General features: G+C 72.5%; 10 protein-coding genes. 2 read left to right on the plus strand and 8 right to left on the minus strand.

The genetic code is table 11. From position 1 onward, the window contains the following. The first annotated feature begins 254 nt into the window (after nucleotides 1-254). Nucleotides 255-860 carry a YceI family protein gene (locus J5Y05_RS16085; RefSeq protein ID WP_210872941.1) on the plus strand — a complete coding sequence of 202 codons (606 nt, stop codon included), beginning with the start codon at nucleotides 255-257 and terminating at the stop codon, nucleotides 858-860. A 176-nt stretch (nucleotides 861-1,036) separates the two neighbouring features. Here the strand turns inward: J5Y05_RS16085 and J5Y05_RS16090 are convergent, their stop codons facing one another. The 7 genes from J5Y05_RS16090 to J5Y05_RS16115 all read right to left on the minus strand — a co-directional run bounded on the left by J5Y05_RS16090 (nucleotide 1,037) and on the right by J5Y05_RS16115 (nucleotide 10,144). Further along, nucleotides 1,037-2,386 (minus strand): hypothetical protein, encoded by a 1,350-nt coding sequence (locus J5Y05_RS16090; protein ID WP_210872943.1) that lies wholly within the window; start codon nucleotides 2,384-2,386, stop codon nucleotides 1,037-1,039. A 77-nt stretch (nucleotides 2,387-2,463) separates the two neighbouring features. Next, complete coding sequence (gene cimA, locus J5Y05_RS16095) at nucleotides 2,464-4,068, minus strand: citramalate synthase (protein WP_210872945.1); 1,605 nt, start codon at nucleotides 4,066-4,068, stop codon at nucleotides 2,464-2,466. A 428-nt stretch (nucleotides 4,069-4,496) separates the two neighbouring features. Beyond that, the gene (locus tag J5Y05_RS16100; protein ID WP_210872947.1) at nucleotides 4,497-5,585 is read right to left on the minus strand and encodes a branched-chain amino acid aminotransferase; all 1,089 of its coding nucleotides are present in this window, start codon (nucleotides 5,583-5,585) and stop codon (nucleotides 4,497-4,499) included. 256 nt (nucleotides 5,586-5,841) lie between these two features. Then, a complete protein-coding gene (locus J5Y05_RS16105; RefSeq protein WP_210872948.1) occupies nucleotides 5,842-6,894 on the minus strand; it encodes a 3-isopropylmalate dehydrogenase in 1,053 nt (350 codons plus the stop codon). 87 nt (nucleotides 6,895-6,981) lie between these two features. Continuing rightward, nucleotides 6,982-7,113, minus strand: coding sequence for a hypothetical protein (locus J5Y05_RS32270; RefSeq protein ID WP_281730749.1), 132 nt, complete (start codon nucleotides 7,111-7,113; stop codon nucleotides 6,982-6,984). A gap of 423 nt (nucleotides 7,114-7,536) precedes the next feature. After that, a complete protein-coding gene (gene pruA / locus J5Y05_RS16110; protein ID WP_210872950.1) occupies nucleotides 7,537-9,168 on the minus strand; it encodes an L-glutamate gamma-semialdehyde dehydrogenase in 1,632 nt (543 codons plus the stop codon). Nucleotides 9,169-9,217: 49 nt separating this feature from the next. Further along, nucleotides 9,218-10,144: a proline dehydrogenase family protein gene (locus J5Y05_RS16115; RefSeq protein ID WP_210872952.1), complete on the minus strand. Its 927-nt coding sequence runs from the start codon at nucleotides 10,142-10,144 to the stop codon at nucleotides 9,218-9,220. Nucleotides 10,145-10,288: 144 nt separating this feature from the next. On the opposite strand from J5Y05_RS16115, the gene J5Y05_RS16120 reads away from it, so the two are divergent. Beyond that, nucleotides 10,289-11,521: a PucR family transcriptional regulator gene (locus tag J5Y05_RS16120; protein ID WP_210872954.1), complete on the plus strand. Its 1,233-nt coding sequence runs from the start codon at nucleotides 10,289-10,291 to the stop codon at nucleotides 11,519-11,521. A gap of 115 nt (nucleotides 11,522-11,636) precedes the next feature. Here J5Y05_RS16120 and J5Y05_RS16125 read toward each other — a convergent pair whose 3' ends face one another. Next, nucleotides 11,637-12,254: a TetR/AcrR family transcriptional regulator gene (locus tag J5Y05_RS16125; RefSeq protein ID WP_210872956.1), complete on the minus strand. Its 618-nt coding sequence runs from the start codon at nucleotides 12,252-12,254 to the stop codon at nucleotides 11,637-11,639. Between the last annotated feature and the right edge of the window lie 19 nt (nucleotides 12,255-12,273).

A 12,273-nucleotide genomic window follows, 5' to 3' on the forward strand; every position in this document is an offset into this window, starting at 1 on the left:
CCGGTGGAGAGCCGCCTCACATCGCCCGCGGCCCGTACCTCCTCCCGAGTGACGCCCGCGCGTCCGGCATCGGCGGACGGGCGGTCTTCGGCCATCCTGCCGCGTGGCGCGTGGACACATCCGGGGCGACCGCCATAACGTTGAATATTGAACGGAATGCGTCTACAGTCGAGAGCGTTGAACTGATTGAACATTCAACTTCATCGGTCGTACGCCGCACGGCGTCACGTCCCCGTCCCCTTCAGGAGCACGTCATGGGCATCTTCAACCGCAGCAAGTCCGCCGACTCCGCCGACTCCGCCGCCCCGGTCAACCCCGACCTGGCCGCTCTGACCGGCGAGTACACCATCGACCCGGCCCACACCACGCTCGGCTTCGTCGCCCGGCACGCGATGGTCACCAACGTCAAGGGCAAGTTCAACGAGTTCAGCGGGACCCTCCACCTGGACGGTGCCGACCCCTCCCGCTCCACCGCCGCCCTGGACATCACGATGGAGAGCATCGACACCGGCTCGGCGGACCGCGACGGCCACCTCAAGAGCGCGGACTTCTTCAAGACGGAGGAGTTCCCCCAGATGACCTTCCGCTCGACCAAGGCGGAGGCCCTGGGCGGCGACGACTACCGCATCACCGGTGACCTCACCATCCTCGGCACCACCAAGCCGGTCACCATCGACCTGGAGTTCAACGGCGCGGCCACCGACCCCTTCGGCAACGAGCGCGTCGGCTTCGAGGGCAAGACCGAGATCCTGCGCTCCGAGTGGGGCGTGACCTGGAACGCGGCCCTGGAGACGGGTGGCGTGCTGGTCTCCGACAAGATCAAGCTGAACTTCGACATCTCCGCGATCAAGCAGGGCTGAGGCCCGCTGCCGCACGGACGGCGGGGCCGGCGCACACCGCGCCGGCCCCGCCTCCGCATGTCCTGCCGCCTCCGCATGTCCTGCCGCCTCCGGACGGCCCGCTTTCGGGGCCCGCCTCTCGCGGTCGGCCTCTCGCGGTCGGCCTCTCGGGGCCCGCCCGCCCCGGTCCGCCCGGCTCAGAAGCCGCCGCCGAAGTCCCCTCCGCCGCCGAAATCTCCGCCCCCGCCGCCGTCCCCGCCGCCGAAGCCGCCCCCGAAATCGCCGGGGTCGAAGTCCGCGCCCGAGACGTCGCCGCCCTGGTGGCCGCCGAAGTCGCCGTACCCGCCGCCGTACCCGGCCGCGTAGGACGGACCGGCCATCATGCCGCCGAGCACCGTGCCGACCAGCAGTCCGGGCAGGATGCCCCCGCCGAAGTAGCCGCCGGCCCAGGGGCCGTACGCCGGGCCCGCGTCCCAGTACGGGCGGCGGCCCAGCTCGGTGTCGACCTCGCGGACCATCGGGTCCAGGCCGTCGGCGAGCCGGGCCTGGTCCGCGGCGCAGACCGGCACCTCGCGGGTGGCGCCGCCCGGCGGCGTCCAGGCCGCGTCGACGACCGAGGGGCCGTGGCGCGGGTCGAAGAAACAGGGCGGGCGACGCTCGGGCAGCGGCCGGCCCTCCCGGCGGGCGGCGAGCTGCGCCAGCGCGAAGCGGCCGTCCTCCAGCGACTCGGTCACCGGACGCACGTCCTCCGGCCGCCGGGCGTCGGCCATGGCCGTCTTCGCCTGCTCGTAGGCGTCCAGCGCCCGTTCGTAGTCGGCGCGCATCGCGTCGTCGGCGCCGGGCTCGGAGGGGTGGAAGTCGAGGCGGTCCAGCTCCTCGCCGAACGCCGTGATGTCCTCGTCGACCACCACCCGCAGCCGCTCCAGCGCCGCCCGCTGCTCCTCCTCGCGGCGGCGCCGGCTGCGGCGCACCAGGGCGTAGCCGCCCGCGCCGGCCACCACCACGACCGCCCCCGCGGTGAGCAGGGTGGTCGTCGACACCGAGCCGCCGGAGGCCCACGTCGAGGGCGCCGAGCCGTGCACGCTGCGCAGCGCCGCGTCCACGAAGTCGTTGAGCTGGGCCTTGGGATCGGCCGTGCCCCGCACCGAGCCGACCAGGTTGGAGACGCCCTGCCGGCTGAGCACACTGCCGTCGGCGCGCGCGTCGAAGCGGTCGCCGAGCCGGATGCCGTACAGGCCGGTGAGCCCGGCCTGCGTGCGCAGGTGCTGGAAGAGGTCCTGCGTGGGGTAGCCGGCCGGGAGCACCACGACGAGCACCGGTTTGTCGGCGTCCTTGATCTTGTCGGAGAGCGCGTCGGCGTCGGCCTTGGAGAGCAGGTGCGAGGCGTCCGGGTCGACGTAGACGGGGCGATCACGCAGGGCCTGGGCGATGGTCGGGGTGTCGGTGACCGCCTGCGCTCCGGGCGTGCCGGCCGTCAGCACCGCGAGGGCGGCGACGACGGGCACGATCAGCAGGCGTACGAGGAATTGCGTACGGGCGCCCTTCATACGTTCGAACGTACCCGAATTTCCCCTGCGCCGAGACTCCGGCGGGGCCCGGCGCAGGGGAGGGAGCGGGGCGGCGCTCAGCGGGCCGGCGCGACCCCGGCGCGGAGCAGGCCGTAGGTGTAGGCGTCCTCCAGGGCCTGCCAGGAGGCGGCGATGACGTTGTCGGCGACGCCGACCGTGGACCACTCCCCCGTCCCGTCGGCCGTGGAGATGAGCACCCGGGTCGTGGAGTGGGTGCCGTGCTTGCCCTCCAGGATGCGGACCTTGTAGTCCACCAGGCCCAGCTTGGCCAGCTCGGGGTAGATCTTCTCCAGCGCCACCCGCAGCGCGCGGTCCAGCGCGTTGACCGGGCCGTTGCCCTCGGCGGTGGCGACGATCCGCTCCCCCTTGGCCCAGAGCTTCACCGTGGCCTCGTTGGCGTGGGTGCCGTCGGGGCGGTCCTCGGCGATCGCGCGCCAGGACTCCACGTCGAAGTACTTCAGCGGGCCGCCCTCGACCTCGGCGCGCAGCAGCAGTTCGAAGGAGGCGTCGGCGGCCTCGTAGGTGTAGCCCTGGAGTTCGCGTTCCTTGACGCGCTCGACGACCCGGCCGACCAGCTCGCGGTCGCCGCCGAGGTCGATGCCGAGTTCCTTGCCCTTCAGCTCGATCGAGGCGCGGCCGGCCATGTCGGAGACCAGCATCCGCATGGTGTTGCCGACCTCTTCGGGGTCGATGTGCTGGTACAGGTCGGGGTCGACCTTGATGGCGGAGGCGTGGAGTCCGGCCTTGTGCGCGAAGGCGGAGAGGCCGACGTAGGGCTGGTGGGTGGAGGGGGCGAGGTTGACCACCTCGGCGATGGCGTGCGAGATGCGGGTCATCTCGCGCAGCCGGCCCTCCGGGAGGACCTTCCTGCCGTACTTCAGCTCCAGGGCGGCGACCACCGGGAACAGGTTGGCGTTGCCGACGCGCTCGCCGTAGCCGTTGGCGGTGCACTGGACGTGGGTGGCGCCCGCGTCGACGGCGGCCAGGGTGTTGGCCACGGCGCAGCCGGTGTCGTCCTGGGCGTGGACGCCGAGCCGGGCGCCGGTGTCGGCGAGGACGGTGGCGACGACGGCCTGGATCTGCGCGGGGAGCATGCCGCCGTTGGTGTCGCAGAGGATGACCACGTCGGCGCCGGCCTCGGAGGCGGTGCGGACGACGGCCTTGGCGTACTCGGGGTTGGCGCGGTAGCCGTCGAAGAAGTGCTCGCAGTCGACGAAGACCCGGCGGCCCTGTGAGGTCAGGAAGGCGACGGTGTCGCGGACCATCTCCAGGTTCTCGTCGAGGGTGGTGCGCAGGGCCAGCTCGACGTGCCGGTCGTGAGACTTGGCGACCAGGGTGATGACCTGGGCGCCGGACGCCAGGAGCGCCTTGACCTGCGGGTCCTCGGAGGCGGTCCCGCCGGCCCGGCGGGTGGCGCCGAAGGCGACGAGCCGCGCGTGCCGGAAGTCGATCTCCTGCTGGGCGCGGGCGAAGAACTCGGTGTCCCGGGGGTTGGCGCCCGGCCAGCCGCCCTCGATGAATCCGACGCCGAAATCGTCCAGGTGCCGTGCGATGGCCAGCTTGTCCGCGACGGTGAGGTTGATGCCCTCCCGCTGCGCGCCGTCGCGCAGGGTGGTGTCGAAGACGTGGAACGAGTCGTCGAGCTCGTTGGATGCGGTCATGTCTCAGGCTCCTGTGTTGGATCTCGGTCTACCGGAATGACCGGTTCCACCGTCCCTATGATCCCTCGCGCTCCCCTCCCGGCTTGAGGTGGGCCGGGAAAACGAAAAACCTCTCGCGGGTGCGAGAGGTCTGCGCGCGGGTCGAGGACGACGGTGTCCGCCCGTACCTGGTCGTACGAGACGGTCACTGCGGACCGGCGCGCCTGCTGCCAATAATCATGGCGAACGAGAGCACGAGGGCAGTTTGGCACAATCCGCCCGCCGTCTCACCGCCGTCTCAAAATGCGGGCACGGGGGCGGGCGGGCGCGGACGGGGCCCGGGTGACCGGAGTGCCCGGCCGGTCCGGGCGCTCCACCACCCCGGTACGGACCGGCCCTCCGCCCGCCGGAGTGGCACCGGCGGGCGGACAGGGGTCGGGCCGGGGCGATCAGGCCAGCGTGTGCATCCAGCCGTGGGTGTCCGGGGCGGTGCCGCGCTGGATGTCGAGCAGGCTCCGGCGCAGTCGCCGGGTGACCTCGCCGGGCTCACCGCCGCCCTGCTGCCACTCGGCGCCGGCCCGCTTGACGGTGCCGACCGGGGTGATCACGGCCGCGGTGCCGCAGGCGAAGACCTCGGTCAGGGTGCCGTTCTCCGCGTCGCGCTGCCACTGCTCGACCGAGATCCGGCCCTCTTCCGCCTGGTAGCCGAGGTCACGGGCGACGGTCAGCAGGGAGTCGCGGGTGACGCCCTCCAGGATGGAGCCGGTGAGGGAGGGGGTGACGATCCGGTCGCCGTAGACGAAGTACAGGTTCATGCCGCCCAGCTCCTCGACCCAGCGGTGCTCGACCGCGTCGAGGTAGCAGACCTGGTCGCAGCCCTTGGCGGCGGCTTCGGCCTGGGCGAGCAGGGAGGCGGCGTAGTTGCCGCCGGTCTTGGCGTCGCCCATGCCGCCGGGGACGGCGCGGACGCGGTCCTCGGAGACCCAGATGGAGACCGGCTTCACCCCGCCGGGGAAGTAGGCGCCGGCCGGGGAGGCGATGACCAGGAAGAGGTACTCGTTGGCCGGCTTGACGCCGAGGCCGACCTCGGTGGCGATCATGAACGGGCGCAGGTAGAGGGATTCCTCGCCGCCGTGCGCCGGGACCCAGCCCTGGTCCTGGCGGACCAGCGCGTCGCACGCCTCGACGAAGGTCTCCACCGGCAGTTCGGGCATGCCGAGCCGGCGGGCGGACGCCTGGAAGCGCTGGGCGTTCTTCTCCGGGCGGAAGGTGGCCACCGAGCCGTCGGGGCGGCGGTACGCCTTCAGGCCCTCGAAGATCTCCTGCGCGTAGTGCAGGACCATGGTGGCCGGGTCGAGGGAGAGCGGCGCGTACGGGACGAGCCGGCCGTCGTGCCAGCCCCGGCCCTCGGTCCACCGGACGGTCACCATGTGGTCGGTGAAGTGGCGGCCGAACCCGGGGCTGGCCAGGATCGCCTCCCGCTCGGCGGCGGAGAGCGGGTTGGCGGAGGGCTTGAGCTCGATCGTGGGCGTCGTCATGGATGTTGTCCTTCACCGGTTGTCGTGACGGGCCGCGGTTCACGCCCGTACCGGCGGCGGCCGGTGGTAGGACGTCCGAGCATTCCCTCGTGCGGCGACTACTCCGCGTTCGATTATCGCGCGGGGCGGCGCCGGAGGAAACGGGGTGAATGCGGCCCAGGGGTCGATGGTCGCACCCGGCGGGGACAGGCGAAAGCCGCCGGGTGCCTTGTGGCGGACCCGGCGGCTTCGAGAGGTGGGTGTCGAGCGGCGCGGGTCAGCCGGCTACCCGTACGGCGAGCGCGTCGCCGATCTCGGAGGTGCTGCGCTCGGGGCGGCCGACGCGCTCGCCGAGGTCGGCGGCGACGGCGTCCTCGATGCGGGTCGCCTCGGCCTCGTGGCCGAGGTGGCGCAGCAGGAGGGCGACGGACAGGACGGTGGCCGTGGGGTCGGCCTTGCCCTGACCGGCGATGTCCGGGGCCGAGCCGTGGACGGGCTCGAACATGGACGGGAAGGTGCGGGCCGGGTTGATGTTCCCGCTCGCGGCGACGCCGATGCCGCCGGAGACGGCCGCGGCGAGGTCGGTGATGATGTCACCGAAGAGGTTGTCGGTGACGATGACGTCGAAGCGCTCGGGCTGGGTGACCAGGAAGATGGTCGCGGCGTCGACGTGCAGGTAGTCGGTGGTGACCTCGGGGAACTCGGCGGCCACCTTCTCGAAGGTGTTCGTCCACAGGTGGCCGGCGAAGGTCAGCACGTTGTTCTTGTGGACCAGCGTCAGCTTCTTGCGGGGCCGGGCCTGGGCGCGGGCGAAGGCGTCGCGGACGACGCGCTCGACACCGAAGGCCGTGTTGACGGAGACCTCGGTGGCGACCTCGTGCTCGGTGCCCTGGCGGATGGTGCCGCCGTTGCCCGTGTAGGGGCCCTCGGTGCCCTCGCGGACGACGACGAAGTCGATCTCGGGCTGGCCGGCGAGCGGGGTGGCGACGCCGGGCAGGAGCTTGCTCGGGCGCAGGTTGACGTGGTGGTCGAAGGCGAAGCGGAGCTTCAGCAGGAAGCCGCGCTCCAGCACGCCGGAGGGGACCGAGGGGTCGCCGATGGCGCCGAGCAGGATGGCGTCGTGGGCCTTGAGGGCGTCGAGGTCGGCGTCGGTGAGGGTCTCACCGGTGGCGTGGTAGCGCCGGGCGCCGAAGTCGTACTCCTTGGTCTCCAGCTTCACATCCTGCGGGAGGGCGGCGGAGAGGACCTTGAGCCCCTCGGCCACGACCTCCTGGCCGATGCCGTCACCGGGGATCACTGCGAGATTGAGGATGCGAGAGCTTGCCGACATGGGCTGCACCCTACCGCTCGTCCCACGGGATGACATGCGGCGTCCGCGATGCGGACACCGCGTCGGCGGGACCGGCGGCGCGGGGCCTCAGTGGCCGGTCGCGCCGCCGTTGTCACGGCGGTCGAGGGCGCGCTGGAGGGCGGCGGCGGCGTTCTTGCGGTCCGAGTCGGCGGTACGGGAGGTGTGGCGGACGCGGCGGCGGACGGTGGTCTCGGCCATGGGGATCGACTCCTTCGGCGCACGGGAGCGCCAGAGCTGGCACAGACAGCGGTTGACGAGACACCGGAAAGGGGCGGGGAGCACGAGGCCGCAGGGATTGCCTGCACGGGGCCCGGCTCACGACCGCCCTCGCCCGATCGGGCGAGACGTTCGGCTCATTCCAAGCTAAGGGAGCGAGGGGCGTCTGTCTGCATCATTACTCGGACTTCCTACTATCTGAGACGGTGACCCCCCTCACACCGCTCTGACCTGCGCCGATACCTTCGAGCACCGCACCGTGCCGTCAGTCGAAGAACAGTTCCCGAGCCGTATGGCCGTCCGATACGGCCCGGAGCCCCTGACTCCGGCCCCCGGCCCGCCGCGGGAAAGCCGACGGGCCGGGTCCCCGGAGAGGGGGGCCCGGCCCGTCGGCGATGGCCGTGCTCAGCCCATGTGCGGGTAGGTGTAGTCGGTCGGCGCGACCAGCGTCTCCTTGATGGCGCGGGTCAGCGTCCAGCGCATCAGGTTCTGCGGGGCGCCGGCCTTGTCGTTGGTGCCCGAGGCGCGGCCACCGCCGAAGGGCTGCTGGCCGACGACGGCGCCGGTCGACTTGTCGTTGATGTAGAAGTTGCCGGCCGCGAAGCGCAGCTTCTCCATCGTGTACGCGGTCGCCGCGCGGTCGGCGGAGACGACCGAGCCGGTCAGCGCGTAGTCGGAGGCCGACTCCATCTGGGTCAGCATCTCGTCGTAGCGCTCGTCCTCGTAGACGTGCACGGCGAGGATCGGGCCGAAGTACTCGGTGGTGAAGACCTCGTTGTCCGGGTCGGAGCACTCGATGACGGTCGGGCGGACGAAGTAGCCCACCGAGTCGTCGTAGCCGCCGCCGGCGACGATCGTGCAGGCCGGGTCCTGCTTGGCGCGGTCGATCGCGGCCTTGTTCTTGGCGAAGGAACGCTCGTCGATGACGGCGCCCATGAAGTTGGCCAGGTCGGTGACGTCGCCCATGGTGAGGTAGTCGACCTCGGCGGCGAACTCCTCCTTGAAGCCGTCGTTCCAGATCGACGCCGGGATGTACGCGCGCGAGGTGGCGCTGCACTTCTGGCCCTGGTACTCGAAGGCACCGCGGGTCAGGGCGGTCTTCAGCACCGCGCGGTCGGCGCTCGGGTGGGCGACCAGGAAGTCCTTGCCGCCGGTCTCGCCGACCAGGCGCGGGTAGGCGCGGTACTTCTCGATGTTGTTGCCGACCGTCTTCCACAGGTGCTGGAAGGTCTTGGTCGAGCCGGTGAAGTGGATGCCGGCCAGGTCGCGGTGGTGGAGGGTGACCTCGGAGACCTCGATGCCGTCGCCGGTGACCAGGTTGATGACGCCCTTGGGCAGCCCGGCCTCCTCCAGCAGCTCCATCAGGAGCACGGCGGCGTGGGTCTGCGTCGGGGACGGCTTCCAGACCACCACGTTGCCCATCAGGGCCGGGGCGGTGGGCAGGTTGGCCGCGATCGCCGTGAAGTTGAAGGGCGTGATCGCGTAGACGAAGCCCTCCAGCGGGCGGTGGTCCAGGCGGTTCCACACGCCGGGCGAGTTGGCCGGGGGCTGCTCGGCCAGGATGCCGCGGGCGTAGTGGACGTTGAAGCGCCAGAAGTCGACCAGCTCGCAGGGGCTGTCGATCTCGGCCTGCTGCGCGGTCTTGGACTGGCCGAGCATGGTGGAGGCGGCGATGGTCTCGCGCCAGGGGCCGGCCAGCAGTTCGGCGGCGCGCAGGATGATCGCCGCGCGGTCGTCGAAGGACATCGCGCGCCAGGCGGGGGCGGCGGCCAGGGCGGCGTCGACCGCGTCCTGGGCGTCCTGCCGGGTGGCGTTGGCGTAGGTGCCCAGGCGGGCCTTGTGGTTGTGCGGCTGCACCACGTCGAAGCGCTCGCCGCCGCCCATCCGCTTCTCGCCGCCGATGGTGCAGGGCAGCTCGACGGGGTTGTCGGCCAGCTCCTTGAGCCTGGCCTCCAGCCGGGCGCGCTCGGGCGAGCCGGGGGCGTAGCCGTGCACCGGCTCGTTGACGGGGGTGGGGACCTGGGTCACAGCGTCCATGGGTTCCGGGACTCCTTGACTTGAGCGGGTGTCGAGCGGTGGTGCGGGCTCAGCCCTTGGTGACCATCGACCGGACGAAGAAGCGCAGGTTCGCGGGCTTCTCCGCCAGACGGCGCATGAAGTAGCCGTACCAGTCGGTGCCGTAGGCGGTGTAGACGCGTACGCGGTGGCCCTCGTCGGCCAGCCGCCGCTGCTCGTCGCCACGGATGCCGTACAGCATCTGGAACTCGTACTCGTCGAGCTTGCGCCCGGCGAGCCGGGCCATCTCCTGGCCGATGGAGATCAGGCGGGGATCGTGGGACCCGATCATCGGGTACCCCTCGCCCTCCATCAGGGTGCGCAGGATGCGTACGTACGCCTTGTCGATCTCGTGCTTCTGCTGGTAGGCGACCTCGGCGGGCTCCTTGTAGGCGCCCTTCACCAACCGTACGCGACTGCCGCTCGCGGCGAGCCGACGCGCGTCGGCCTCGGTGCGGAAGAGGTACGCCTGGATGACGCAGCCCGTCTGCGGGACGTCCCTGCGCAGCTCCTCGTGGATGGCGAACATCGAGTCGAGGGTGGTGTGGTCCTCGGCGTCGAGGGTGACCGTGGTGCCGATCTCGGCGGCGGCCTCGACGACCGGGCGGACGTTCCTCAGGGCCAGCTCGTGGCCCCCGTCGAGCGCCTGGCCGAACATCGACAGCTTCACGGACATCTCGGCGCGGGCGCCGAGGCCGAGCGGCTTCAGCCGGTCGATCAGCTCCAGGTAGGCGTCGCGGGCCGCCTCGGCCTGCGCCGGGCTGGTGATGTCCTCGCCGACGACGTCCATCGTCAGCTCCAGGCCCCGTCCGGCCAGCTCCTCGATGACCGGGAGCACCTGGCCGACGTTCTCGCCGGGGATGAAGCGGTCGACGACCGGCTTGGTCACGGGCGCGGCCGAGACCAGGCGGCGCATGCGGTCGCTGCGCGACGCGGCGAGAATCACGGGACCCAGCACGGGGCACCTCCAACTGACACACAACACATGGCCGCGGCCCGAGGCTTCGGGGAACGGCACGGAGAACCACCGTGAAATCTAGGGACCGTCTCGATCCTCGGCCATCGACACCTGTCACGCATCCGTGCCGCGGATCTCAGACAGATGTATGAAGCGCGGGGCCGAATAGGGGAGAATGCCCGGGTGACGTCGGATTCCACGGGTGACTACCAGGAGCTGGTCGACGAGATCTCGGAGCTGCTGGGGGCACCGGCGACGCTGGAGAGCCGCGACTTCGAGCTGATCGCCTTCGGTGCCTACGACAGCGAGGGCGACCTCGACCCGTCGGCGCTGGACCCGGTGCGCACCCGCTCGATCCTCACCCGGCGCTCGACCGACGCCGTCCGCGCCTGGTTCGAGGGGTTCGGCATCACCCGGGCCACCGGTCCGGTCCGCATCCCGCCGACCCCCGAGGCGGGCGTCTACCGGGGCCGGACCTGTCTGCCGGTGCGCCACGGCGGGGTGGTCCTCGGCTACGTCTGGCTGCTGGACACCGACCCGGGGCCGACCGAGGCGCAGCTCGCCGCGGCCATGGAGGTCACCGGACGGATCGGCGCGCTCCTCGCCGACGAGGCGCGGCACGGCGCCGACCTCAGCCGGGAGCTGCGGGCGGTGCTGACCGCCGAGCGGGAGTGGCAGCGGGAGATGGCCGTGGCCGAGCTGCGCAGCGCCCTCGGCGCCCGCGCGGACGGCCCGCACGCGGTGGTGTGCGTGGCTCCGTGGCCCTCGGCGGGCCCGGACGACGCCCCGTCGGTACGGACGGTGCCGGGCGCGGCGGCGCTGTGCACACTGGCGTCGGGCGCGGCGGGCCGCTCGCTGGCGCTGCTGGTGCGGCTGCGGTCGGCTCAGGTGCCGGCCCCGGCGGTGTCGGCGGCGGGGAAGCTGCTGGAGCGGGCGCGGGGCACGGCGGGCGCCGGGGCCGCGGGCGAGGCGGTGGCCGGGGTGGCCGCGCCGCGGACCGGGCTGGCGGAGCTGGCGGCGGCGTGGGGCGAGGCGTCGGCGGCGGCGCGCGCGGCGGCGGCGGAGCCGCGGCTCGGCCCGGTCGCCGAGTGGGCGTCGATCGGCCCGTTCCGGCTGCTGACGGCGCTGTCGCCGGGGGCGGCCCCGGACCCCGCGGTACGGGCGCTGCTCTTCCCCGTCCACCGGGAGCTGGCCCGGACCGCCGAGGTCTATCTGGACCGGGCCGGCCAGGCGGGCCGTACGGCGGCGGAGCTGGGCATCCACCGGCAGACGCTGTACTACCGGCTCTCCCGGGTCGAGCAGCTCACCGGCCTGGACCTGGACGACGGCGAGGACCGCCTGCTCCTGCACATGGCCCTCAAGGCGCGGCGGCTGTAGGGGCGGGCGCGGCCGGGGCCGTACCGCGGCGGCTGTAGGGGCGGGCGCGGCCGGGGCCGTACCGCGGCGGCTGTGGGGACGGGCGCCGCCGGGCCGCACCGGTCCCCCGGTCGGCTCAGCCGTCGCGCTCCGGGCCGCCGGCCGCGGGGCCCCGGCCGGTGGCGGCCTCGATCACCCGGCGCAGCCCCTCGGCCAGCGGGCCGGCCTCGGGCCCGCCGGCCGGGTCGAAGGACCACTGCGCGATCAGGCCGGTCATCAGCGTCACGTAGAACAGCCCCACGGTGTCCGCCGTCTCGCCCGGCACCTCCTCCTCCGCCCCGCCCATGAGCAGGGCGACCAGCGCGCGCCCGGCCTCCCGCTGCGCCAGCGCGAGATGATCGCGCAGCTCGGGCATCCGGTCGCCCATCACCACGATCTCCATGGTCAGGCGCCAGGGTGAGCCGGGCTCGCGCATGGTGTCGACGATGTGGGACCAGACCTCCCGGAACCGCTCGACGGAGCCCGGGGCGGTGTCGCCCGGGGCGGTCCCGTCCCCGAGGAAGGACGCTCCCACGTCCTCCACCAGCGCCACGTAGGCCCGCGCGAGGAGCGCGTCCTTCGATCCGTAGTGGTAGCCGATGGACGCCAGGTTGGTCCCCGACTCCCTGACGACGTCCCGCGCGGTGGTGCGCGCGAACCCCTTCTCCAGCAGGCAGCGCTTGGCGCCTTCGAGCAGATCCTCACGGTGTCCCATGGCGTGACCCTACCGCTCG

The organism is Streptomyces tagetis (assembly GCF_018069565.1).
In the GTDB taxonomy this organism is placed as follows: Bacteria; Actinomycetota; Actinomycetes; order Streptomycetales; family Streptomycetaceae; genus Streptomyces; species Streptomyces tagetis.